27 protein-coding genes are annotated in these 23,618 nt (G+C 67.6%); 14 read left to right on the top strand and 13 right to left on the bottom strand.

Annotated features, from left to right (window positions below; genetic code table 11):
• The 3 genes from arsC to WEE69_06540 all read left to right on the top strand — a co-directional run.
• Positions 1 to 382, top strand: a 382-nt coding sequence (gene arsC, locus WEE69_06550; GenBank protein MEX1144946.1) for an arsenate reductase (glutaredoxin), incomplete at its 5' end; no start/stop codon positions are given.
• Positions 379 to 1,653 carry an acyl-CoA dehydrogenase family protein gene (locus WEE69_06545; GenBank protein MEX1144945.1) on the top strand — a complete coding sequence of 425 codons (1,275 nt, stop codon included), beginning with the start codon at positions 379 to 381 and terminating at the stop codon, positions 1,651 to 1,653. The genes arsC and WEE69_06545, both read left to right, overlap by 4 nt.
• Complete coding sequence (locus tag WEE69_06540; GenBank protein MEX1144944.1) at positions 1,654 to 2,379, top strand: acyl-ACP thioesterase domain-containing protein; 726 nt, start codon at positions 1,654 to 1,656, stop codon at positions 2,377 to 2,379.
• 67 nt (positions 2,380 to 2,446) lie between these two features.
• On the opposite strand, the gene WEE69_06535 is transcribed toward WEE69_06540, so the two are convergent.
• On the bottom strand, positions 2,447 to 4,468 hold the full coding sequence (locus WEE69_06535) for a helix-turn-helix domain-containing protein (GenBank protein ID MEX1144943.1): 2,022 nt from the start codon (positions 4,466 to 4,468) through the stop codon (positions 2,447 to 2,449).
• Between the two features lie 200 nt (positions 4,469 to 4,668).
• Between WEE69_06535 and WEE69_06530 the strand changes: the two genes are divergently transcribed.
• Positions 4,669 to 5,427: a glucose 1-dehydrogenase gene (locus tag WEE69_06530; GenBank protein MEX1144942.1), complete on the top strand. Its 759-nt coding sequence runs from the start codon at positions 4,669 to 4,671 to the stop codon at positions 5,425 to 5,427.
• Here WEE69_06530 and WEE69_06525 read toward each other — a convergent pair whose 3' ends face one another.
• On the bottom strand, positions 5,428 to 6,240 hold the full coding sequence (locus WEE69_06525) for a phytanoyl-CoA dioxygenase family protein (protein ID MEX1144941.1): 813 nt from the start codon (positions 6,238 to 6,240) through the stop codon (positions 5,428 to 5,430).
• A gap of 137 nt (positions 6,241 to 6,377) precedes the next feature.
• Here WEE69_06525 and WEE69_06520 point away from each other — a divergent pair, with 137 nt between their 5' ends.
• The gene (locus tag WEE69_06520) at positions 6,378 to 6,896 is read left to right on the top strand and encodes a gamma carbonic anhydrase family protein (GenBank protein ID MEX1144940.1); all 519 of its coding nucleotides are present in this window, start codon (positions 6,378 to 6,380) and stop codon (positions 6,894 to 6,896) included.
• 56 nt (positions 6,897 to 6,952) lie between these two features.
• On the opposite strand, the gene WEE69_06515 is transcribed toward WEE69_06520, so the two are convergent.
• From WEE69_06515 to ligD, 5 genes are read right to left on the bottom strand one after another with little or no spacing between them, the layout of a single operon-like run.
• On the bottom strand, positions 6,953 to 7,321 hold the full coding sequence (locus WEE69_06515; protein MEX1144939.1) for a nuclear transport factor 2 family protein: 369 nt from the start codon (positions 7,319 to 7,321) through the stop codon (positions 6,953 to 6,955).
• Positions 7,322 to 7,331: 10 nt separating this feature from the next.
• Positions 7,332 to 8,252: a cation diffusion facilitator family transporter gene (locus WEE69_06510; GenBank protein MEX1144938.1), complete on the bottom strand. Its 921-nt coding sequence runs from the start codon at positions 8,250 to 8,252 to the stop codon at positions 7,332 to 7,334.
• Positions 8,253 to 8,274: 22 nt separating this feature from the next.
• Complete coding sequence (locus WEE69_06505; GenBank protein ID MEX1144937.1) at positions 8,275 to 8,787, bottom strand: hypothetical protein; 513 nt, start codon at positions 8,785 to 8,787, stop codon at positions 8,275 to 8,277.
• A 45-nt stretch (positions 8,788 to 8,832) separates the two neighbouring features.
• Complete coding sequence (locus WEE69_06500; protein ID MEX1144936.1) at positions 8,833 to 9,666, bottom strand: SDR family NAD(P)-dependent oxidoreductase; 834 nt, start codon at positions 9,664 to 9,666, stop codon at positions 8,833 to 8,835.
• A gap of 9 nt (positions 9,667 to 9,675) precedes the next feature.
• On the bottom strand, positions 9,676 to 10,581 hold the full coding sequence (gene ligD, locus WEE69_06495; GenBank protein ID MEX1144935.1) for a non-homologous end-joining DNA ligase: 906 nt from the start codon (positions 10,579 to 10,581) through the stop codon (positions 9,676 to 9,678).
• Between the two features lie 120 nt (positions 10,582 to 10,701).
• Here ligD and WEE69_06490 point away from each other — a divergent pair, with 120 nt between their 5' ends.
• Positions 10,702 to 11,577 carry a Ku protein gene (locus WEE69_06490; protein MEX1144934.1) on the top strand — a complete coding sequence of 292 codons (876 nt, stop codon included), beginning with the start codon at positions 10,702 to 10,704 and terminating at the stop codon, positions 11,575 to 11,577.
• Positions 11,578 to 11,580: 3 nt separating this feature from the next.
• On the opposite strand, the gene WEE69_06485 is transcribed toward WEE69_06490, so the two are convergent.
• The 5 genes from WEE69_06485 to WEE69_06465 form a co-directional block, all read right to left on the bottom strand.
• On the bottom strand, positions 11,581 to 11,739 hold the full coding sequence (locus WEE69_06485; GenBank protein ID MEX1144933.1) for a hypothetical protein: 159 nt from the start codon (positions 11,737 to 11,739) through the stop codon (positions 11,581 to 11,583).
• A gap of 73 nt (positions 11,740 to 11,812) precedes the next feature.
• The gene (locus WEE69_06480) at positions 11,813 to 12,700 is read right to left on the bottom strand and encodes an SMP-30/gluconolactonase/LRE family protein (GenBank protein MEX1144932.1); all 888 of its coding nucleotides are present in this window, start codon (positions 12,698 to 12,700) and stop codon (positions 11,813 to 11,815) included.
• Between the two features lie 104 nt (positions 12,701 to 12,804).
• A complete protein-coding gene (locus WEE69_06475) occupies positions 12,805 to 13,860 on the bottom strand; it encodes an ABC transporter substrate-binding protein (GenBank protein MEX1144931.1) in 1,056 nt (351 codons plus the stop codon).
• Between the two features lie 3 nt (positions 13,861 to 13,863).
• Positions 13,864 to 14,196: a cytochrome c gene (locus WEE69_06470; GenBank protein ID MEX1144930.1), complete on the bottom strand. Its 333-nt coding sequence runs from the start codon at positions 14,194 to 14,196 to the stop codon at positions 13,864 to 13,866.
• Positions 14,196 to 14,774: a DUF6529 family protein gene (locus tag WEE69_06465; GenBank protein ID MEX1144929.1), complete on the bottom strand. Its 579-nt coding sequence runs from the start codon at positions 14,772 to 14,774 to the stop codon at positions 14,196 to 14,198. Before WEE69_06465 ends, WEE69_06470 begins: the two co-directional genes overlap by 1 nt.
• A 67-nt stretch (positions 14,775 to 14,841) precedes the next feature.
• Between WEE69_06465 and WEE69_06460 the strand changes: the two genes are divergently transcribed.
• Both WEE69_06460 and WEE69_06455 read left to right on the top strand, forming a co-directional pair.
• Entirely contained in the window at positions 14,842 to 16,722 is a 1,881-nt protein-coding gene (locus WEE69_06460; GenBank protein ID MEX1144928.1) for a potassium transporter TrkA, read from the top strand.
• Positions 16,719 to 17,348, top strand: coding sequence for an acyltransferase (locus tag WEE69_06455; GenBank protein ID MEX1144927.1), 630 nt, complete (start codon positions 16,719 to 16,721; stop codon positions 17,346 to 17,348). Before WEE69_06460 ends, WEE69_06455 begins: the two co-directional genes overlap by 4 nt.
• On the opposite strand, the gene WEE69_06450 is transcribed toward WEE69_06455, so the two are convergent.
• A complete protein-coding gene (locus tag WEE69_06450; protein MEX1144926.1) occupies positions 17,345 to 18,049 on the bottom strand; it encodes a pirin family protein in 705 nt (234 codons plus the stop codon). The two genes, WEE69_06455 and WEE69_06450, sit on opposite strands and share 4 nt — an antisense overlap.
• A gap of 62 nt (positions 18,050 to 18,111) precedes the next feature.
• On the opposite strand from WEE69_06450, the gene WEE69_06445 reads away from it, so the two are divergent.
• The 6 genes from WEE69_06445 (at position 18,112) to WEE69_06420 (ending at position 23,518) form a co-directional block, all read left to right on the top strand.
• Positions 18,112 to 18,840: a hypothetical protein gene (locus tag WEE69_06445; protein MEX1144925.1), complete on the top strand. Its 729-nt coding sequence runs from the start codon at positions 18,112 to 18,114 to the stop codon at positions 18,838 to 18,840.
• A 221-nt stretch (positions 18,841 to 19,061) separates the two neighbouring features.
• On the top strand, positions 19,062 to 19,574 hold the full coding sequence (locus tag WEE69_06440) for a hypothetical protein (protein ID MEX1144924.1): 513 nt from the start codon (positions 19,062 to 19,064) through the stop codon (positions 19,572 to 19,574).
• 12 nt (positions 19,575 to 19,586) lie between these two features.
• Positions 19,587 to 20,201: a hypothetical protein gene (locus WEE69_06435; protein ID MEX1144923.1), complete on the top strand. Its 615-nt coding sequence runs from the start codon at positions 19,587 to 19,589 to the stop codon at positions 20,199 to 20,201.
• A 198-nt stretch (positions 20,202 to 20,399) separates the two neighbouring features.
• Complete coding sequence (locus tag WEE69_06430) at positions 20,400 to 21,200, top strand: ABC transporter ATP-binding protein (protein MEX1144922.1); 801 nt, start codon at positions 20,400 to 20,402, stop codon at positions 21,198 to 21,200.
• Positions 21,197 to 22,477: an ABC transporter substrate-binding protein gene (locus WEE69_06425; protein MEX1144921.1), complete on the top strand. Its 1,281-nt coding sequence runs from the start codon at positions 21,197 to 21,199 to the stop codon at positions 22,475 to 22,477. Before WEE69_06430 ends, WEE69_06425 begins: the two co-directional genes overlap by 4 nt.
• A 390-nt stretch (positions 22,478 to 22,867) precedes the next feature.
• Positions 22,868 to 23,518 carry a heme exporter protein CcmB gene (locus WEE69_06420; protein ID MEX1144920.1) on the top strand — a complete coding sequence of 217 codons (651 nt, stop codon included), beginning with the start codon at positions 22,868 to 22,870 and terminating at the stop codon, positions 23,516 to 23,518.
• Positions 23,519 to 23,618: the final 100 nt, after the last annotated feature.

Below are 23,618 nucleotides of genomic sequence, written 5' to 3'. Positions count from 1 at the left end.
GTTACTCCACGGTAGCCTGACGCCTATGGCGGTGATCACCGTGTACCACAACCCTGTGTGCTCCAACTCCCGAGGCACACTCGACCTGCTCGACGACCGCAACGCCGACGTCGAAGTGATCGAGTACCTCCACGAGCCGCCCGATCGGGCGCTGCTCGAGCGCATCCTCGATGCGATCCCCGACCCGCCGTCGGTGCTCGTGCGCCACGACAAGAGGTTCGAGGAGCTCGGGCTCGACGCGGGTGCGTACGAAGACCGCGAGGCCGTCATCGAGGTGCTGCTCGAGCACCCCGAGCTCATGCAGCGCCCGGTTGTGTTCAAGGGCGACCGCGCCATGATCTGTCGGCCACCCGAGAAGGTCTTCGAGCTCCTCGATTCATGACGACCACGGTGGACCGCGACGTGCGCGCCGAGGTTCGGGCGTTCCTGGCGGATGCGTGGGATCCCGACCTCACCGTCGCAGAGTGGTGGGAGCGGCTGGGCGAATCGGGCTGGGCCGCGCCGACGTGGCCCGAAGAGTGGTTCGGCAAGGGCCTCGGACGCGACGCGATCGCGGTCGTCAACGACGAGATGCGGGCTGCGGGCGCGGTCGGCGGGCCGTCGGGCCTCGGGATGCTGCTCGCCGGCCCGACGATCCTCATCCACGGCACCGACGAGCAGAAGGAACGCTACCTGCGTCCGATCGTCACGGGCCAAGAGGGCTGGTGCCAGCTGTTCAGCGAGCCGGGCGCGGGTTCCGACCTCGCCAGTCTGCAGACGAGAGCCGAGCGCGACGGCGACGAGTGGGTTGTCAACGGTCAGAAGGTCTGGACGTCGGGCGGGCAGGTGGCCGAGCTCGGGATGCTCGTCGCGCGCACCGACCCCGACGCGCCCAAGCACAAAGGCATCACGTATTTTGCGTTCGACATGAACCAGACCGGTGTGGATGTTCGGCCGCTGCGCGAGATGACCGGCCGAGCGTTGTTCAGCGAGGTGTTCTTCGACGACGCGCGCGTGCACGATGACGCAGTCATCGGAGGGCTGAACAACGGCTGGCTGGTGGCCAACACCACGTTGGCGAACGAGCGAGCCGGTCTTGGAACCGGGGGCGGGGGCGCGGATGGTGCCGCGTTCCCCGGGAAGAAGGCCGGCGCGCTCGAAGTGCGCGTCGGCGACCTCGCCGAGCGGACGTCGCGCAGCGGTGTGCAACCCGCCAACTTCGGTCGGGCGTTCGAGCTCCTGCGCACGATCGCCGACAAGGTCGGACACACCGACGATCCGATCGTCCGTCAGTGCCTCGTCGAGCTCTACACCCTCACCGAAGTCGGCCGGATGACCGCGCTGCGGATCAAGGCGTCGGTCGCGGCGGGGCGCGGGCCAGGGCCCGAAGCCAACACCGCCAAGCTCCTGATGAGCCGGATCTGCCGACTGGTCCGAGACCTCGGGCCGGCAATCCTCGGACCCGAAGCGATGCTCATGGGCGACGGGACGACAGGCGGCGGCGTAATCCAGGAGCTGGTGTTGTTCGCGCCCGCGCCCTCGATCTACGGCGGCAGCGACGAGATCCAGAAGAACATCATCGGTGAGCGCGTGCTCGGGCTCCCCAAGGAGCCCGGCCCAGACAAGAGCACGCCGTTCCGCGAGCTCAAGGTCGGCACGCAGTCGAGCGGTTGAGTGGGTGACGTCGAGTTCGTCGAATGCCCGCCGGGTGGTCGCGCGGTCGACGGCACTCGACGAGTCCGCTTGGGTGACGTCACCGCCTCGGGTCGGCTGCGCCTCGACGCACTCGCGGCCTACCTGCAAGACATCGCGGCCGATGACGTCGACGAGGTCGGCATTCCCGGCGCATGGGTTCTCCGGCGCGTCGTCCTACGCGTAGGTGAGCTGCCGCAGTTTCGCGAGGACGTCCGGCTGGTCACGTTCTGCAGCGGTACTGGGAGCCGATGGGCCGAACGGCGAACCACGGTGTTCGTCGGTGATCGCATCTCGGTCGAAGCCGTGGCGCTCTGGGTGTACATCGACGAGACGGGTCGCCCGGCGCCGCTCGAGGAGTGGTTCCGGCAGTTCTACGCGGTGGCGGCCAACGACCGGAAGGTGAGCGGTCGGCTCCAGCACGTCCCACCGCCCGCAGGTGCGGAGCGCCGGGCATGGCCGCTTCGCCGGGCTGACTTCGACGTGCTCGCGCATGTGAACAACGCGGCGTCATGGCAGGCGATCGAAGAGGAGATCGCGCGTGTCGCGGCCGGTAGTCGCATCGTGGGTGCAGAGATCGAGTACCGAGCACCCATCGACCCCGACGACCAGCTCGAGCTCGTGACCGACGTCGCGCCCGGGCAGATCAGCTGCTGGCTGACGTGCGACCGCGAGGTGCGGGTGTCGGCGAGGGTCGAGCTCGGATGACAGGTCTTTGTGAACAGCCCGCTCGAGCGGCGCGCAGCGCCGCAGTTTGGGCGGGCAAAAGTGGGCGCTAGTACCGCGCGACGAGGAACGAGTCGATCGTGACCTCGGTCGTCGCCCACGCCTGCACGCCCACCCGAGTGCCCCGACACGGCGGACGGCCGAGCTCGATCGAGCGGCGGCTCAGCGCGGGCACCGAGAGCACCGCTTCGTTGTCGACGATAACGGTGAGCTGGTCGGCGCGCAGCGTCACCGAGACCGTGTGCCGTCCGAAGAGGAGGGTGGGGTCGGTCACGCTGGCTTGAGCGATGGGCTGCCAGTGCTGGCGGTTGTCCTCCCATTGGCGCACGAGGTACCCACCGCCACCGGCAATCGGGTCGATGTCGAACGAGTAGCCGCTGACGCGGTCGCTCTCGTCGACCGAGGCGCGGAAGAGCACGCCGAAACCGGCGCCGGCGCTGAAGTCGACCGTTGCCTCGGCAGTGAAGTCACCGGGCGCGTCGATGTCGGCCAACGCCCACCGTGCATCGGCGCGGCGCAGAGCGAGCGCGCCGTCGTCGGCGGTCGCAGTGGCAGGGAAGATGCCACCGATTCGCCAGTTCGAGCCGGCCCGATGGAAGCCACCGTTCGTCTCACTAACGGTCGCGGGCTGCTCGTGTGCGACCCAAGCGATCGGCGGGGCCGCGGGTGTCGGTCCGGCGGGGGGCTCGGGGATCACGAACGGCTCGGGCTCCGCGAGCGCCTCGGGGGGCGCGGGCGCGAGTGCTTCCGGCACGACGTAGGCGATCGGCGGTGCGGGCGGTGCCGGTGGCGCGGGTGGCGTGACGATCTCCAGCGGTGCGACCGGAGCGACCAGAGCAGCTGCCGCCGCCGGGTCGAGAGACTCGTACACTGGCAGCGGCGCGGTAGGCGCAGGCGCCGTGGGCGGTAGCGAAACCGCGGCATCGAAGGACTCGGTCGCGGGGCCGGTCAGTGGTTGGCGTCGCGGCAGCGGCTCGGCGTCGGCCCAGTCCTCGACCGGTGGCTCCACGAGCAGACCTTGCGGGAACGCGGACGCACCCGGTTCCGCACCGAAAGAGTGATCAGCCCCGTCAAAGGGTGGGACCGGTGGCGCATCCACAACCCAGTCGGTGATCGGCGCGTCGAAGGTCGTTGCATCGGCGAGGGGAGCCGCGGGCCACACCGGAGCAAGCGGCGCATCCGAGAAACCGAGCGGCGGCGCTCCGCCATCCGCTTCGGGTTGCGGCTCGGGTGCATACGAAACGGACGGCATCGGCGCCCCGAAGGGATCCTCTGGCGATTGCTGCAGGGGCGCATCGACCAACGGGCCGATTGCGGGGTCGAACGACTCGAAGACGACGTCGGGCGATGAGGGCGCGTACGGCGCGATCGGAGAACCGCCGAAGCCAGTAGGAGTGTCGAACGCGTCGCTCCAGCCGTTCGTCGACGGCAGCGCACCAGGCGGGGGAGGGGGCTCGAAGACGTCCGCCGAACGCGGCGTGGAGAAGAAGTCCACGACGGCAGCATCCCCGGGGCCGTTCTCAGGGTTGTTGACGTTCGCGTACGGATCGATCTGCTCGCCCGGCGCGGGAAGTGCGTTCGCCGGCAGGATCATCACGCGGAGTCGGGAGGCTTCCTCGTGCGACATGCCGATCAATTCGATGAGGCGAGCCTCGATTCGCTCGGGAGTTCCCCCGAGTGCGTCAGCCAGCGCCATGAGATCGCGCTCGCGCAGTGGGATGCGGCTTCCCGGCGGCAAGTTGCGCAGCTCGTAGATCATCGCGAGGTACTCGCGCAGCATCTCGTCGTCGTCGGTGGGGTTGCGCAGATACCGGATGCTGTCGCCGATGGCGAGGAGGCTCAGATCAGAGCTGACCTTCACCGGCGCGCGGTTCGGGAGCAGCTCGGCGACGTCCACGCCGCACGATCCGGCCAAGCACCAGAGGTCGCTCTCGGGGACGTCCGTCCGCCCGCGCTCGTACGCCGCCAGCTCGCGCCGCGTCAGACCGGCAGAACGGGCCACCTCGCTTCGCGAGAGACCTTGCTTCCGCCGCACGTGCCGGAGCTGACGACCGACCTCCTTGGAGGCCATCCCGGCGTTTTGGGCGCGATCGGCAGTCCTGGCCATGCCCGCGTATCGGCCTGGAACGACGCTTCCTGAAGGCTCGTTCTCGCCCCCGATATGGTCCCGCCTGCGGCTGCCGATCAGCCGATCCAACCGGGCCCGGACGTGCGGAGCGAACGGAGCGGATGGCGCGGAGCGGAAGTAGCGGAGTGGGAGCGGAGCACAGGGTGAAGGACTTCGACGGGCGGGTGGCGCTGGTGACCGGGGGTGGATCGGGGCTGGGCCAGGCCGCCGCCCGGATCCTGGCGGGCCGGGGCGCCAGGGTGATGGTCGCCGACGTCGACGAGGCCGGGGGTGAGGCGACCGCGGGCCAGTGCGAGGCCGCTGGGTCCGAGGCGCGCTTCGTTCGCACCGACGTGACGCAGGAGGACCAGGTGGCCGCAGCGGTCGCCGCAGCCGTGGACACGTGGGGCCGCCTCGACGCCGCGATCAACAACGCCGGCACGACGGGACCGTCTGCACCGACCGCGGACTACACGCTCGAGCAGTGGAACGGAGTCATCGCGCTCAACCTGACGGGGGTGTTCCTGTGCCTCAAGCACGAGATCCCGCAGATGGTCGAGCAAGGCGGCGGGGCGATCGTGAACACGTCGTCGGGTGCTGGGTTGATCGGCTTCGCCGGGCTGCCCGGGTACGTGGCGAGCAAGCACGGCGTGATCGGCCTCACGCGTGCGGCCGCGCTCGAGTACGTGAAGGCTGGCGTGCGGGTGAACGCGGTGTGTCCGGGCAGCACTCGCACGCCGATGCTTGAGGGCTTCATGGGGGGTGACCCGGTAATCGAGAAGGCGATGGAGCAGTCCGCCCCGATCGGTCGTCTCGCGCGTCCCGAAGAGATCGCCGAGGCCATGGTCTGGCTGTTGTCCGACGCGGCGTCGTTCATGGTCGGCCACGCGCTGGCCGTCGACGGCGGCGCGGTGGTGATGTAGCTAGATCTGCTCCCAGATCATCGGGTCGTCGGGTGGCGCGTCTCCCAGCAGCTCGACGGGGTCTCGCTTGTTGATGTGGCCCATCAAGCCGCTGTAGATGCCGTAGCCGCACAGCTGGCGCAGCCGTGGCGAGAAGGTGGCCGCGGTCTCGCGTGGGATCCCCAGCTGCTGGTTCTCCTGCTGGCGGATCCACCCGGCGCAATAGTTCATGGCGATGCCCACTCGACGTTCGTCGGTCGTGTTGGCGCCACCACCGTGCCAGAGGCTGCCGTGCCAGACGAGCACGCTGCCCTTGGGCATCTCCGCGGCGATGCTGTCGTAGGGCGCGCCGTAGTCGGGTGACGCGTCGGCGAGGTGCGTGCCGGGGATGATGCGCGTGGCGCCGTTGGCCTCGGTGAAGTCGGTGAGGGCCCACATCGAGTTGCACACCGTCGGTGCGTGGGGCTTATCGAGCGGGATGAGCTGGTCGTCGGCATGGATCGGCTGCGCGGTCTCGCCGGGATCGATGCTGATCGAGGACAGCGACGACACGAGGCATCCCGGGTCCAGCACGCGCTCGACGACCGGCAGCACGTGCTCGTGCACCGGGATCGCCTCGTAGAGCTTGCCGAACGCGAGGAGGTTGTAGATGCGGACGGTGTGCGCACCTTCGAAGCTGTTGTCGGACGGTTCGACGCGGTAGTCGCGTTCGAGCTGCACCAGGTCGTCGTTGAGCGCGTCGACGAGGTCAGGCTCGATCGCACCTTCGATGATCGTGTACCCGTCACGCGCGATGACCTCGGCATGGGTGTCGATCGCTGAGGTGTCGAGCACGGCATCGAGGCTACCGACCGCGCCGCAGGTACCCTGCGGCGCAGGGAGCCGGTCGCCGAGGTGGAGGGGAGCGGCCCGTCGCACAGCGACGAGAGCGGGCAAATTGGCTACCGACTGCTCGGGGTACGGTCGTCGGCGTGCCGATCTACGCCCTGGGTGATGTCGAGCCCACCATCCATGCCGACGCGTTCGTGCACCCCGACGCCACCGTGATCGGGAACGTCACGATCGGCTTGGAGTCGACGATCTGGGCCCAGACCGTGCTGCGCGGTGACTACGGCGAGATTCACATCGGGGCCCGTACCTCGATCCAGGACGGAACCGTCGTGCACTGCACCCGCGAGCTACCGACGATCGTGGGTGACGACTGCGTGGTCGGTCACCTCGCGCACCTGGAGTGCTGCGTGGTCGAGGACGGCGCGCTCGTGGGCTCCAACTCAGTCGTGCTCCACCGCGCCATCGTGCGGTCGGGTGCGCTCGTGGCCGCCAGTGCGTTCGTGCCCAACGGGATGGAGGTGCCGGCGCGCGCGATGGCGATGGGAGTCCCGGCGAAGCTGCGCCTCGATGTGGTCGACCCCGCGATGATCGCGGGACTCGCCAAGGGCTACGTCGAGAACGGCCGCCGCTACAAGGCCGAGCTCCGCCGCCTGGACTGACCAGTCTTGCGTCGCTGCGCCGGAATAGTTCCGGGACAGCGACGCAAGAGTGTGCTTCAGCCCTTTACGTAGGCGAGCTTCTCGGCCACCTTGCCGTCGCGGACGCGCAGGACGTCGACGCCTCGGATGTGCTGGCCAATGCCGCCATCGGTCCAGGTGTAGCGCCAGCACACGACGCAGCGGTCGCCGATGGCGATGACGTCTTCGCCCTCGAAGCGCGCGTCGGGCGACGCGGCGAAGAACGCGTTCCAAGCTGCACGCACCGCTTCGGTGCCCTCATGACGCTCGCCGTCGGGTGGGCTGGTGCTCTCGAACACGGCGTCCTCGGTCATGAGCGCCATCACCGCGTCGACATCGTGCCGGTTGAATGCCTCGTTGAAGCGCTCGACCACTTCGATCGTCGCTCGCGTCACGTCGTCAGTCATCGTGCTCTCCTCAATACGCTTCGGTCTCGCCTCGGAACTCGTCGGGCTCGAGGTAGATGACCTTCGCGTGGGGTGCGACGGTCCGGATGCGTGCCTCGACCCGGTCGACGGCTTGCGCGGTGCCCTCGTTGCCCTCGGGTGACAGGTCGACCTTGGCTGCGATCAGCAGGTCCTCCGGGCCCAGGTGCTCGGTGCGCAGATGGATCAGCCGATCGACGTCGGGGCTTCCTTCGATGGCCTCGCGAATGACGGCCTGCTCCTCGGGCGACGCCGACTCGCCGATCAAGAGGCTCTTCATCTCGATCGCGAGGACGATCGCGATGACGCCGAGCAGCAGGCCGATCGCGATGCTCCCCACCGCATCGAATGCGGGTTCGTCCGTGACGGTGGCAGTGGCGACACCGACCAGGGCAAAGACGAGGCCGACCAACGCGCCCACATCCTCGAGCAGGACCACGGGCAGCTCGGGGCTCTTCGACGTCCGGATGAACTTCCACCAGGTGCGGTCCCCGCGCACTTTGGCCGCCTCGTGCACGGCGGTTCGCAGCGAGAAGCTCTCGAGGACGATCGCGATGCCAAGCACGCCAAAGGCCCATTCCGGCGACTTGATCTCGTGGGGATGGACGAGCTTGGCGATTCCTTCGTACAAGGCGAACATCGACCCGAGCGAGAAGAGCACGAGCGCCACGACGAATGCCCAGAAGTAGCGCTCGCGCCCGTAGCCGAACTGATGGGTTTTGCTCGGCGCGCGACTCGCCCGTCGGCCGCCGAGGAACAGCAGTCCCTGGTTTCCCGTGTCCGCCAACGAGTGAATCGACTCGGCGAGCATGGACGCGGCGCCGGTCGCGAGGAACGCCACGAACTTGGCGATCGCGATCCCGAGGTTCGCGACGAACGCCGCGGCGATGGCGCGCCGACTCCCTTCGTGCACGACGGGAGGCTACCGGCGGCGTCTATTGGAGGGCGCGCTCGTCCCAGCCGTACTCGAGATGGCCATCCACGGTGAGCTGCGGCGGATGACCAACCTGGACCCGGTGCTCTTCGTATGACGTCGCCAGCGCGGTGGCTCGATCAGGTCCGCAGAACTCGAGCGTCGCGTCGAGGAGCAGGCGGGTAAAGGCGCGACCGTGGGGAGCGAGGTGGTGGTGATCGTTCAGGGCCCAGTGGGCGAGCTCGTGCAGCACGATTCCCTTGGTTCGATACCGGCGGGGAAGCGTGATCGAGCACCCACCGTCGTCTTCCTCCCGGAAGAACGCCTGGCGCGCGCCGTTGCCGGGGCGGAAGCGCGGCATCTTGTCGAGCGTGTGATCGGGAAAGCGCGAATGCCACCACAGCGTGCCCACCACGCGGTCGGCGAAGCCCGCGCACGCGTCGAGGCCGGGTAACGGACTCGACGGCATCGGCATCTCAGCGCGGTAGACGCGCGCCCGTTGCCCGTCACGCGGCCGGCGGGGTTCTTCAGGCACGTAACCAGATGAGCACGCGCCGCAGGCTCAGTGGCGGACCGCCAGCTACTGCGTCGCTGGACCGGGGAGGTGCATCGGGTTCTCCGTGAGAAAACCCATCGCCTGGCTGTGTGCGCGCCCCACGCGCGACTTCATGATTCCGTGCTCTTCGCGCAGGCGGGCCATGCTCTCGTTGCGGCCGGTGTACGACGGTGGCTGCTCGAGCATCCACACGATGCCCTCGGCCGCCACCTCGCTGGGTTCCCAGTCGGAGTGATCGAGCTCGGGCGCGTTGGCCACGAAGCCCTCGGACGCGACGGGCACATCGATTCGGAACGTGTTCACGGCGATGCCGTCGGGCGCGAGCTGAGCGGCCACCGAGATCGTGAGGTGCTCGAGCGCGATCTTCGACATGCCGTAGGCCATGAGACCCGGAATGAAGTTCAACCCGGCGAGCGATGACACGTTCACGATGGCACCGCCCCCGTGCTCGCGCATCGAGTGGACGACTTCGTGGATCGCAACGAGCGGTGCACGCGTGTTGACCGCAAAGATGAGGTCGTGGCGCTTGATCGGAAGCTCGAGATCTCCGGGAAACGTGATCGCAGCGTTGTTCACGAGCACGTCGACGCGCCCCCACGTGTCGATGGTTGTGGTCACCATCTGTTCGACGTCCTCGACGACGGCGAGGTTCGTCGGCACCGCGATCGCCTCGCCGCCGGCATTGGTGATGTGTCGCACCGTCTCGTCGACGGTGCCGGGCAGCGGTAACGGCGTGTCATCGGTGGCGCGGGCCGCGCACGCCACACGAGCGCCCGCGGTCGCGAGGGCCACCGCGGTCGCAGCGCCAACGCCGCGTGACGCGCCGGTGACGATCGCGACCTTGCCCGCAAGATCCATCACGGAACGCTACAGCGCGCCCAATGTGGGCAGCTCCTGGTCGGCGCCGAGGTTGGGCTCGTAGAGATCACCCAACGACGAGACGCGATCGAGCACCGACGCCGTGTCGAAGTCGAGCCCGGTCGGATCGTCGGCGTCGAACGCGCTCACCACCTCGTCCCATGAGATCGGTGCCGACACAAACGGTCGCTCTCGGGCTCGCAACGAGTACGCGCACACGGTCGTCTTGTGGCGGTCGTTCTGACTCCAGTCAACGAACACCTTGCCGCGCCGCTGCTCCCGCGCCATCACGACAGTCACGCGCTTCGGGTCCTGGGAGGCGAGCACTTCCCCGAGCGCGCGGGCGAATGTCTTGGTGTCATCGGCAGTCGCGCCACGCACCGGCAGCGCGAGGTGGAGCCCCTTGCCCCCCGAGGTCTTCACGACGGACACCAGCCCGAGCTGGTCGAACAGCCCGCGCAAGTCCAGGGCAACCCGGCAGCAGTCGAGCACGCCGGCCGGTGGTCCGGGGTCGAGGTCGAGGACCAGCGACGTGGGGTGACCCGGGTCGTCGACCGTCGCCTGGAGAGTGTGGAGCTCGAGCGCGGCCAGGTTGGCCATCCACACCAAGGTGGCGACGTCGTCGACCACGCAGGCGACGAGATCGGAGTCCACCGGTGCGGTCGTGACCCAGTCGGGCGCATGGGGCGGGCAGCGCTTCTCGAAGAACGACTGGCCATCCACCCCATCGGGCCAGCGCACCATGGTGACGGCCCGCCGGCGGAGGTGCGGCACCATGGCGGGGGCGATCCGGGCGTAGTAGTCGACGACCCCGGCTTTCGTGAGGCCCGTGGCCGGGTACATCACCTTGTCGAGGTTCGACAGGGTGAGCCGGCGGCCGTCGACCTCGGTCACGGTCTTGGACGGCTCGGCCACGCTCTGCGAACCTACAAGCCGGCGTCGCTCGCTGGGGGCCGGGATACCCGGCCCACGGGCGCTCGCTCCGCATCGGGGTCGAGCGAGCTCGAGCTTGTCGAAGGTGAAGGAGGTCAGACGGTGCCCAGTGCGATCTGGAGCGGGAACATCGGGTTCGGGCTCGTGAACGTGCCCGTGAAGGTCCTGTCGGCGACCAAGAACCGCGACGTGCGGTTCAACCAGCTCGAGGACGGGACGAACGCCCGCATCCGCTACCGCAAGGTCTCGGACGCGACCGGAGAAGAGGTCCCGCAGGAGCGGATCGTGAAGGGGTACGAGGTCTCCCCGGGCCAGTACGTCGTGGTGGGTGACGACGACCTGAAGGCGCTCGCTCCGAAAGCCAGCCGCACCATCCAGATCGAGGACTTCGTCGACCTCGACCAGATCGATCCCATCTTCTTCGAGAACCCGTACTACCTGTCGCCCGATCCTGAGGCGGCGAAGGCGTACCGGCTCCTCGTGGAGGCGATGACCCAGCTGCGCAAGGTCGCGATCGGTCGGGTCGTGATGCGTTCCAAGGAGAGCCTCGTGGCGATCCGCGCGCTCGACGGGATCCTGTGCCTCGAGACCATGCGCTACGCCGACGAGATCAACCCGATCGACGGCGTGTTGCCCGAGGAGGAAGCCGCGGAGCCCTCGGAGCGCGAGCTTGAGATCGCCAAGCAGCTCGTCGAGACGCTCTCGGCCGACTTCGACCCAACCAAGTACGAGGACGGGTACCGCGAGGAGCTGCTCTCACTGATCGAGGCGAAGGCCGCAGGTAGGGAAGTGGTTGCGGAGCCAATGGTCGAGGAGAAGGGCAAGGTCGTCGACCTCATGGCCGCGCTCGAAGCCAGCCTCGCCCGGGGACGCGGTGGCGCCGCGACGCCTGCCAGTGGCGACGAAGAAGAGGACGAGCTTCCACCCGCCGCCGAGAAGCAAGCGAAGCCCCGCAAGCGGAGCCGCAAGTCGGCGTAACCCTCACGCAGCTTGCGCCGGCGCGTCGTGGTCGTCGGTCGGCCACCCGCACCCGGCGCACACGCCGAGGTCGACGAGCAGGTCGGCGTGGAACGCCAGGCACGGCTCGAAGCGCACCGCTGGGGCGAGAGGCAGTGGGGTGATGGTGCTGTGGTCCTTCATCGGTCCTCCCGTGTCCATGACCCGGCGCTTCCGGGCCCAGAACCAGTGGACCATCGGGGTGTGACAGGCCCGATCAGGCGGGCCCCGGCCACGGCGTGAGGGCGAGGCCCGGCGTGGGCATTGCCTCCCACGCCCACACCCCGCCGGGCACGGCGTCGGTGGCGTACAGGGTGCGGCCGTCGTAGCCTCCGAAGCAGCAGTTCGTCGTCACGCCATGTTCTGGAAGCCGCAGCACCTCGACCACGGTGCCGTCAGGTTCCAGGACCGTGACCCCGTGGATCCCACCGGCCACGTAGAGGCGGCCGTCCGCGTCGAGGCAGAGCCCGTCGCCGGTCTGGTCCACGAAGCGGTCGAGAGTGCCATCGCCGTGGACGCGCACGAGGCCGAAGTGCGGGCGCCCCATCAAGCCGTTCTCGACGATCACGAGTGACCCGTCGGGCTCGATCCCGATGCCGTTGGGGTACCAGAGACCGTCGGCGACGAGGTCGAGCGTGCCGTCGCGCCCGTACGCCCACAGACGGCCGCGCGCATCCTCGGGAAGTGGGTACGGCGGAGGATCGGTGAAGAAGACCGTTCCGTCGGGGGCGACGACGAGATCGTTCGGCGCTTGCATGCGATCCGGTGTGAGGTAGCCGACCGACCCGTCGGGGAACGCGCGTTGCAGGCCGGAGCGCGTCGGCCGGTACGGAGGCGGATCCTCGAACATGCCGACGGCCTCGAAGTCGAGCCCCCCGTTCTGAGTGACGAGGAACCCACCATCAGCGCACGGTGCCGCGCCATTCGGGCCGCCGCCCGTCTCGACGAGGCGCTCGCACGAGCCGGTGGCGACATCCACGCGGAACAGCGCGCCCTCCGACACGCTCGTGCACACCACCGACGCACGCGATTCGCCGGCCGCGGAGCACCAGACCGGTCCTTCGGCGAACGGTGGGTCCTCGCTGACCCGGATCGGACCGCTCATCTTGCCTCGCTCGCTCCCTGGCCGAGCTCCTGCGGGTCTGCACCGTGCATCTTCCAGACCGTTCGCTCGCTGGCGAGCGCCTCCGGCGCCGCGCTCGACATCAGTCAGTCGACGTCGACCTGCACCGTCTTGCCGTCGCGCCATTCGCGCAACACGAGGTACTCGCCCTTGAGCGCCGCGTGATCCCACACGCCGAAGCTCATCGTCGTGCCCTCCCGCCCGCAGGTTGCCGGGAGCTGCTTCACCCGTTCGAGCGCCTCACGGAGGCCGTCGCGGGTGAGGTGCTCGGCCCGTGCCAGCGCCTCGCCCACCAGGCGGCCGATGTCGTACATCGCACACGAGACCGGCCCGGCCGCGATGGCCGCGTCCTGTTCGCGAAGGCGTGCCCGCATCACATTGTCATCCGCGATCGCGTCGAGGTACTCCCAGCCGCGATATCCGTCGCGCCAGTCGGGCCGCGCGTAGCCGAACATCAACGCGCTGTTCGCGACGACCGGCACGTCCCAGCTCGAGGCTTGGAGCGCGAGCGCTACCGCCCGTGACGACATGCCGAGGCCCAAATACACGAGCGAGTCGGGTCCGAGCTCGCGCAGCTGTGCGATCGGCCCGGAGAGATCCTCGGCCATCGCCGAGATGGCGGTGCTGCCCGCGGTCTCGAGGCCGAGTGCTCCGCGCGCATCGTCGAAGCACTCGGCGTACCGCTTCCCGACGGGTGACTGGTCGTGCACGACCGCCGGGCGGGTGAGCCCACGCTGTGCCAGCCGCGCGGCGAGCACCGCCGGCTCCTCCTCGAGGGACCCGACTTGGTAGTGGAAGCCGAACACGCCGCGCGTGCGCTCGCCGCCGGTGTAGTTGATGCTCGGCAGACCGAACTCGTCGAACAGCGGCGCGGTGATCAAGCCGTTGTCGCTGATGGACGGGCCGACGACGAGGATGCACCCGGAGCTCTCGAGCTCCATGAACGCCGTGACCACGTCGTGCTCGGTCCCTGCCGGCAGCCCGCGCGCGTGGTTCGGGACGAGCTCGACCTCCCGATCCACGCGGCCCGACGCTGCCACCTCGTTGAAACCGAGCCGGAACGCGGTCTCCATGGCCGCGCCGCCGTCGCCCTGGGGAAAGTCGTACAGGAACCCGATGCGAACGGACGCCGCGCCGGGCATCGTCTACCCCTCGAGCGTGCGCGTGTACTCGACGACCTGGCTGATCTGTTCGTCGCTCAGCTCGCCGTCGAACCCGGGCATCGCCCCTTCACCGGCGCCAACGAACGCGATCTGGTCCTCGATATCGGGGAAGGTCTTCGTCACCGTGCCCGCGAGCGTTGGTCCCAGTCCGCCGCCGCCATCGCCTCCGTGGCAGCTCGCACAGTTGGCGTCGTAGATCGCCGCCCCCGGGGACAGCGTTCCACCCTCCTCGTTGCCGAACAGCATCACGACGAACAAGAGCGTCGCGGCGAGCGCAAGCATTTCCACCACGGTGACGACGCGCTTGAGGAACATCAGAACACCGGCCTCGGCGCGTCGCCCGAGGTGAAGAACCAGAGACTGCTCGTGAGGAAGAGGACAACCAGCGCCGCAAACACCAGGCCGCCGGCGATCGGGAGCATCCAGTTCGGGAGCCCGCGAACTCGGACCGCCAGCACCTTGGTCACGAACGCTCCGTAGAAGATGCACCCGAAGATGGAGTGGATCAGCACCCGAGTGGTACCCGATTGGAAGCCCAGCGACCAGAGGCACTGGTAGGCGACGGGTAGGGTCACCAAGAACGCGAGTGTGCCGGTGATCCGGTGCACGTCACCGAGCCACGGTGGCATCCGCGTCGGCCAGTGCACCTTGCCGTAGAGCCGAAGGGCGAGGAGCACCTGCACTACCGCGAGCAGCACCGCGAGACTGGCGAACCACGCCTTCATTTGGATCGTGCCACTGAAGATGAAGTCGTATGGAAGCTTGTTGGCCACTGGGTCGTGTGCGTGGGCGTAGACGCCCAGCAGCACCGAGACCGCGCCCCCTGCGACGAACAGACCGAACAGCTTGGGGCTGATCGAGGCCTTCGTGCTGACGCCAGCCGTCGTTGCCATGCGCGCTCATCCTCTCGCAGAGGGGCGTACGCGGACAACCCCCGCATAGTCTGCCGACGTGAAGCCGATGCGGTGGTCGGTCGGACAGAAGGCCAGGTACCGATTCGACAACACGATCGCCCGCGGCACGCTGCCGGTCATCGGCTACCTGGCGCTGCTGACATTCGGTCTCGTCTTCTTCGCCGCCTTCGTGCTGGCCATCACCGGCACCGCAATCAACGAGGAGAACACCGATCTCGGCGAGGCGTTCTGGCAGAGCCTGCTCCGTATCCTCGATCCGGGAACCTTCTCGGGAGACAACGGCTGGTTCCTTCGGATCGTGATGTTGATCGTCACGCTGATCGGCATCTCGATCGCGGCGGTCCTCATCGGCCTCATCGCAAGTGGTATCGAGCAGCGGATCGAGCTCATGCGACGCGGGCGCAGCGCCGTCATCGAGAGCGGGCACACGCTCGTCCTCGGCTTCTCGCCCCGGATCTACACCGTGGTCTCGGAGCTGTGCGTCGCCAACGAGAACCAGAAGCGGCCGGCGATCGTGGTGCTGGCCGACCGGGACAAACAGGAGATGGAAGAGGACCTCGCGTCGCGGATCGACGACCTGCGCGGCACCCGCATCGTGGTCCGCACCGGGAGCCCGTCGAGCCTGAACGATCTCAAGATCACGAACGTCGCTGAAGCGCGGTCGGTGATCGTCCTCGGTGATTCCAACTCCGAGGGTGACGGGGTCGTGGTGAAGGCGGTGCTCGCCGTGCTCCACTCGATCGACGAGGCTCAGCGGACTCCGATCGTTGCCGAAGTCAACGATACCGAGACGGCACGCGCGCTCCAGGAAGCGAGCGGCGGCCGTGTGCTCACCGTGCGCGCCACTGACGTGATCGCGCGTATCACCGCCCAGGCCTGCCGCCAAGCCGGGCTGAGCGCGGTGTGTCAGGACCTCCTGGACTTCGACGGCGACGAGCTGTACTTCGAGTCTGCTGCGCCCCTCGTCGGTCGCACCTTCGGTGACAGCCTCCTCGCCTACGAGGAGTCGTGCGTGATCGGTGTGCGACGAGCCGACGGCTCCGTTGCGGTCAATCCACCGATGGACACGGTCTTCACCGACGGCGACGAGGTGATCGCGCTCGCGGAAGACGATGACAAGGTGAGGTTCACCGGCTTGCGTGACGAGGTAGCCGGCGATGTGACGCTCGGCCCGTCGGAGAGCGGGCCCGAGCAGCTCCTCGTCGTCGGTTGGAACTGGCTGGGTCCTGCGGTGCTGGCCGAGCTCGACCAGTTCGTGCCGCCGCGCTCGGCGGTAGATGTGCTCGTCGATCCCGACCTGGTCCCGCCCGAACAGCTTCATGACGTGCCGGTGCAACGCCTCCGCGTGCGGTTCGAGGCCGAGCGCGCGGATCTCGACGAGCTCACGGACACCGTCAGCGGGCGGTCGTTCGACCACGTCATCATCCTCGGATACCGCGACGGCCTCACCGCGTCCGAAGCCGACGCCCGCACCCTGCTCACGCTGCTGCTCTTGCGCCGAGCGCTCCGTGAGTCGGCGGTCGACGGGAGCCGCTGCCGAATCGTCACCGAGCTCCTCGACGCCGGCGACGTGGAGCTCGCCCAGGCGACGGGCGCCGACGACTTCGTCGTGAGCGACGCACTGTCCAGCTACATGCTCACGCAGCTCTCGGAGAACCCTGCGCTCGAACCGGTCTTCACCGACCTCTTTGATGCCGAGGGCTCGGCGATCGGGCTCAAGCCGGCATCGTGGTACGTGCGCCAGAACGGCGCGGTCTCGTTCGCGCGCATCGTGGCTGCCGCGCGTGCTCGAGGTGAGGTCGCGCTGGGCTACCGCACGGCGCAGAGTGAGGAAGGCGGACCTCGAGTCGTGATGAATCCTGCGAAGTCGATGACGGTGACGCTCGGCCCGCGGGATCAGGTCGTCGTCGTCGGCCCGCCGGAGTGATCACCCGTTTTCGGGGTCGGCTCATTCAGCGCGTCTGGGACAACGTGATCGAACGCGGCGCCATCCGCTCGCACACGAAGCGAGCCAAGCGCTTCCTGGGTTTCGGCGCGGGGAGCGCGATCTGCTTTCCCGTCACCGCGCTGTTCGGCGAGCGCTACATCCGCATCGGCGAGGGAACCATCGTGGGTCCCTACGCGAGCCTCTCGGCAGGCGTGTCACCCGCGCACGAACTCGGCGCGGTGGAAGTGCTGACGATCGGCAGTCATTCGCTGATCGGCAAAGGCACCGCGGTCGTCGCGCACGAGCGCGTGGTGATCGGTGATCACGTGTACACCGGTCACAACGTCTACGTGACTGACGCCAACCACGGATATGAGGATGTCGACACGCCGATCGGGCGACAGTTCGCGCCGTCGCGTCCGGTGTCTATCGGTGACGGCTCGTGGCTCGGGCACGGTGCCGTCGTGCTGCCGGGCGTTTCGATCGGCGCGCACGTCGTGGTGGGAGCGGCATCGGTCGTGACCTCGGACCTCCCGGATCGGTGCGTGGCGGTGGGGAACCCGGCGCGAGTGATCCGGCGTTACGTCGACGGTCAAGGCTGGACCGACGTAGACGAGGGGGACTAGGCGGTCTCCCACACGAGCACTTCCGCACCGTCGTCGCCCGCCGTGAGGCCGAGCGCTCCTGCTTCGCTCAGTCGGGCGGCATCGCCGGTGTCGAGCCCACCGACACCGTCGAGGTCGGTGCTGCCGGTCGCCACGAACACGTGCGCATGCGGGGCGTCGGGGACCTTGGCCTCCCCGCCCGCGCGGAGTCGCGCCACCCAGAGCGCGGCATCATGCTGGTGCAGCGACACTGCACCCTCGTGACCTCGCCCCGACGCCACGGGAACGAGGCCGCCGTCGGTCAGCGAATCCCCGAGGTCGCGCTGCTCGTAGCTCGGCTCGACGCCGCGCGTGTCGGGCAGCACCCACATCTGCACGAGATGCACCTCGTTGGTGGGACTGGCGTTGATCTCGGAATGACGGATGCCGCGTCCGGCGCTCATCCGCTGCGCGAGGCCCGGATAGATCACGCCGTGCGTGCCGATGCTGTCGCGGTGCTCGAGCTCACCGCTGAGCACCCACGTCACGATCTCCATGTCGGAATGCGGATGCGGGCCGAAGCCGCCGCCGCCCGTGATGCGGTCGTCGTTGTTGACCAGGAGCAGTCCATGGTTTGTGTTGTCCGGGTCGTAGTGACCGCCAAAGCTGAACGAGTGCCACGAGTCGAGCCAATCGAGCTGCGTGTGGAAGCGCTCGGCGGCTCGGCGCACGTCGACGGGCATGGACCAAGCATACGGACGGTGGTGTCGAGGTCCGCGATCGACCGGCCGGTAGCCTCGAACGCATGACGCTTCCCCCCGTTGGGCGTGCGGAGCGACGTCGAGCCTTGCACCGACGCCGTGTTGCGATGGGTGCCGGAGCAGCCGGTGTCGTCCTCGTGGTCGGCGTGGCCGCCGTGGCGTTGGGTGGCGGCGGCGGCGAGAAGAAGAAGCAGACATCGCAGACAACTTCGTCCACGTCCACGTCGACGACGTCCACCACCGTGCCGGTGCCGACCACGGTCGTTCCTCGGTCTTCCAACCCCGTCGTCGCGCTCGCGCAGCAGTACGACGGCTACTACGAGGGAACGTTCACGAACACGACCTTCGGGACCGACGGCACGACCACCTTGTTGCTGCGAGTTGATCCTGTCGGCGGCAGCATCGAAGCCACCTCCGACTTCGACGGCGACGTGTTCGGCGGCGGGGCGAAGGAGGTCCGCCAGATCAAAGCGACGATCCAGCTCGGTGATCCGACCGGCGCGATCGTCACGGAGACGAAGGCGTTCGGCAAGGTGACCGGGATCATCGACCCGAACAACTCCGTTGTTCTCACCGCCGCCGATGTGCCGGGCGCGGCGGTGGCCAGCTTCGAGCTCAGCGGGAAGCTGCGCGCCGATCTGAACGGCTTCGACGCCACGTTCCACGTGGTGTTCGAGGACGGATCCACGGCCGACGGTGTGCTGACCGTGTTGTGCTCGGCGAACCGCCAACGTCCCAGCGAGGTCCAGACCCTCTGCACGCCTACGGCATGATCACCCGAACCTGCATGCGCGTTGCGGCACTGGTCATGGTCTTCGCGCTGAGCGCGATCGGCCCGGCGTCCGCTGCACCACGTCGGATCGAGCGCTGGACGACGGAGGACACCGTCCTGATCCCTCTGTCGGAGGCGTTCACGGATTCGATGCCAGTTCCAGATTGCGCTGACATTGAACGGGACGAGAGGAGTCGGTGCTTCTTGGTCGAAGGAACGGACGTGAGCTTGTTCGTACAGATCCATGCGAGCCTGCCCATCGATGAGGTGTTGGTGTCGCGAAATTGGGCGATTCGCATCCATCGCATCACCGAGGATGGTCGTGCGATGGGGCTCGCGCTCACTACGCCAACGGATCTTGAGAACGACGAATTATCTCTGCTCTACGCGGACGTGACTCACGCCGTCGGTGACCTAACCGGAGACGACGAACCGGAGCTCGTGTTGGGGTATCGATCGGAGGGCACGGGACAGATCCTCGATCTCGACATCGTGGGCCTCGACGAGTCAGGCGCCGTCGAAGTGTTGGCACACGCGCAGCTCTACAAGGGCACCGCGAGGATCAAGAAGGGGACCCTCGTCACATGGATGCCCATCTACAAGAAGTCCGACGCCAACTGCTGTCCCACGTGGATCCGTCGTGATGTGGTGCGCTACGAAGAGGGAGCGTTTGTGGTGCACGCGGGCAAGAAGGTGCCGACCGCCAAGGCGAACATCCCCGCCGGCGACCTCTGATCAGGGCAGGCGATGCCACACATCCTCTTTCTCTGCACCGGAAACGCCGCACGCTCGGTGATGGCCGGCGCGATCCTCTCGGCGCACGTGCCCGACACCGAGATCCAGGACCTCGAGATCACCACGGCGGGGACGCACGTCATCGAGGGAATGCCGATGAGCTGGCGAACTCGAGAGGCTCTCGCAGGGCTCGAGCTCGGCGCGCCCTCGCACCGCAGCATGCAGCTCCGAGACGCCCACGTCGCTGCGGCCGACCTCGTCGTGGGACTGGCGGGTGAGCACGTGGCCTATGTGCGCCGGGTGCATCCGGAAGCTGCGAGCCGTACGGGCACCTTGCGCAGGCTCGCGCGCGACCTGTCGTCCGAACCAACATCAGGAGCGTTCCCGGAGCGAGTTGCCGCGCTCGATCTCGGCGGCGTCGCGCTCGAGCCGTGGGAGGACGTCATCGACCCTGCCGGGGGAGACCTGCCCGAGTTCGAGACCTGCGCCCGCGAGATCCATGACCTCCTCGGCCGTCTCGCGCCGGTGCTGCGCGAGCAGGCGAGCGACCCGAAGGGCGGCGTCCGCGTGGCGGACGGCTCCGCCGCTCGCCACGCAGGAGACGGAGCTTGCGGAGTCGACCAGTGAGTTGGGCCCCGACGCCGAGCGAGCGCGACCAGCATGACGATGGGGACCGACCGCCATTGGCGAGCCGGGACGTCTAGATTCCCCCGCGAAATCTGATATAGCGTCAGATTGCCGTTGGGTAAGGGGGGAGAGCCAGTGGCGACGGTCGAAAGCGTGCGCGCGCCGTCTCTCGCCGTGCCCGAATCCGCACACGCGGCGATGGCCTTGCACGACGTCACGGTTCGCTTCGGGGGCATCGTCGCGCTCAGCGACGTGAGCTTCACGGTCGGCCGGGGCGAGATCCTCGGCCTCATCGGACCGAACGGCGCGGGCAAGACGACCTTGTTCGACGTCGTCTCCGGCGTCCGGGCGCCCGATCAGGGCCGCGTCGTGCTGGACGGCACGGACGTCACCAACCTCAGCGCCGTGGCCCGGGCGCGCCGAGGCATGCGGCGGACGTTCCAGCGGGTGCAGACCTTCGGCTGGCTGTCGGTCGAGGACAACGTCCTCGCTGCCGTCGAGTGGCGGGGTGGCGGCGGAGGGATGCTGGCGGACCTCGTGTCGTTCCCGACCCGGCGTCGCCACGAGCGCGCGCGGCGCGCTCGGGTCGGCGAAGTGCTCGAGCAATGTGGGCTCACGTCGGTCGCGAAAGACCCATCGGGCGCGCTCCCGATCGGGCTGGCGCGCATGGTCGAGGTGGCCCGCGCCATCGTCGATGTGCCGAAGGTGCTCATGCTCGACGAGCCCACCTCTGGGCTCGAAGAGGGCGAGGTCGAGCGCCTGGGTGACCTCATCCAGCTGATTCGCAAGGACGAGGCGTGCGCGGTCGTGCTCGTGGAGCACGACGTCGGATTCGTGATGCGCCAAAGCGACCGCATCGTGGTGCTCGATCTCGGTCGGGTGCTCGCGAGCGGGACGCCGAAAGAGATCCAGGCCAACGTCGAGGTGCGCGCCGCGTACCTGGGCGAGGGCTCGGAGAAGGCAAGCAAACCAATGAACCCACAAGGGGGGACCCCGTGAAGCGAAGAAAGCTGGTGACCGCGATCGCGGTCACTGCTGCGATGGGGCTCGCGCTCGGAGTGAGCGGGGTCGCCAACGCACGCGTGAAGAGTCAAGACGTCCGGGGCATCACCGACGACGAGGTTCTCGTCGGCGGGCTCGGCCCGGCATTCCCGTTCAAGGACTTCGGCGGCGAGACGGGCGTGCTGGCCCGGTTCGAGCAGGAGAACCAGAACGGTGGCGTCAATGGACGCGAGCTGAGCTACGTCGGGTGGGGTGACGACGCGAACAGCGCCGACACGAACCTCGCCGAGGCTCGCCGTCTGGTCGAGCAGGAGGGAGTGGCGGCACTCGTGCCGGTCCTCTCGCCGAACTACCTGGCTGCGGCTGAGTACGCCGAGCAGCAGCACGTGCCCGCCTTCGGGTGGGGCATCTCGCTCGGCTTCTGCGAGACGAAGTACGCGTTCGGCTTCAGTGGGTGTCTCACGCCCGCGCCGCCGGTGAAGGTTGCGAGCAACACGTGGGGAAGCCTGATCGACCAGGCCTTCAAGGATCAGGGTGAGGCCAAGGGTGCCGATGGCAAGACCGCGGCAGTCATCTCGGAAGACAACGACTCCGGTCGTTCGGGGAAGGTTGTGATCGTGGCGACGGCCGAGGCCGTGGGCATGGAGATCGTCTACGACGAGTCTTCGCTGCCTCCGCCCGACCCGGCACCCGTGAGCGACTTCTCGCCGTACGTCACCGAGCTGATGACGTCCAACGATGGTGAGCCACCCGACGTGATCTTCCTGGTCATCTCCCAGGACAACCTCCAGGGCGGGTTCCAGCTCGCGCTCAACGACGCTGGGTTCGACGGCATTGCCACGAATGCGGTCCTGTACTCACCGCTCGCCACCAACCTGGTGGAGGGTGGATCGGTGCTGACGCAGTTCTCCACGCCGGAGGCTGCGGCAGACGTGCCGGCGGTTCAGGAGTTCCTGGACGCGGTCGAGGCGGTCGCCCCTGGCGAGGCCATCAACCAGCCGACCATCGCTGGATACCTCGCGGCGGACATGTTCATCGAGGCCTTGAAGAAGGCCGGGAAGAACCCGACGCCCGAGAAGATCCAGAAGGCGGCGGCCAAGATGACGTATGGGATCGACGGCTTCGTCGGTCCGACGAAGTACCCGAAGGGCTTCAAGGCCGGGACGCCCTGTGGTCAGCTCGTCGCCAGCGATGGCACCGAGTGGACCATCCAGGTCCCGTTCCAGTGCTTCACGAACATCAAGCTTCCATCGTTGAAGCCCATCAAGTACTGAGCGACATCTTTCGTTGACGGCAGCGGCGGCCGGGCTCGAGCCACTGGCAAATCGGCTCGTGGGGCAACTCTCACAAGGCTTGCGGCAACGTCTGGCAATCGCCCGCGCCGTGGTCCACGAGCCACACCTAATCCTGCTCGACGAACCCTTTGCGAGTCTCGATGCGCAGGGTCGCGACTGGCTGGAACAGCTCTTCCGCCAATGGCCGTGCGCCGGGCAGACCGTGTGCTTCGTCAGTCACGACTCCCGCGATAGTCGCGATTTGGCCGATCGACTTGTATCGCTCGATGCGGGTCGCATCGTCGAAGTCGAACCGACGGGGTGTCTTCCGATCTATTCGTTGCAGAGCGCATGATGCGAGCACGCGAATCCGTCAGATCGCTGTGGTGGATGATCCATAAGGATCTGACGCGGGAGCTCCGCGCGCAAAACGCCTGGCCGGGTATGTTGCTGCTCGGATTGGTGCTTGTGTTTCTGCTGGCCACGCAAATCAATTTGCCGCTGGAGCAAAAAACGCGTACGGTCGGCGGTCTGTTGTGGTTGTCTATCTTTTTTGCGGGCACATTGGCCTTGGAACGATCGTTTGCGAACGAACTCGATACCGGATGCTGGCAAGCGCTGAATCTGTATCCGGTGGATTCCAGCTTGATATTCTTAGCCAAGATGGTGGTGAACATCATCTCGCTCGTGATCTTGGAAATCGTGCTCATTCCCGCCTTTATCGTGCTGACCGACGTTCCACTTCTCGCCCGACCAGGTCCGATGCTAATGATTGCGGCACTGGGAAGCATTTGCTTTGCGTCGATCGGCACACTCTTGAGCGCCCTCACGGCCGGTCTGCGATTTCGCGGAGGCATGCTCGCGCTATTGCTACTGCCGTTGGTGACGCCGGTCGTATTGGCGGCAGCCGAAGCAACCTGCATCGTGCTAGCCGGCGAGGTCGATCCACAACTGTGGCAGTGGGTTCGGCTGCTGGCCGTTTTTGCCGTCGTATTCACCATTGCGGGCGCGTTGTTATTCGAGTTCGTCATGGAGGAGTAAGTTTATGAATGGCCCGCCGGTCGACCGTTTTTCGCACGTCACGATAGCTGCCGGGGCAGTCGTCGCCTGCCTCATGCTGACAGCGTTGCTGATGATCTTC

The sequence above is a fragment of the Acidimicrobiia bacterium genome (assembly GCA_040881685.1).
In the GTDB taxonomy this organism is placed as follows: domain Bacteria; phylum Actinomycetota; class Acidimicrobiia; order IMCC26256; family PALSA-555; genus SHVJ01.
This window is presented reverse-complemented; position numbering and strand designations above follow the sequence as displayed.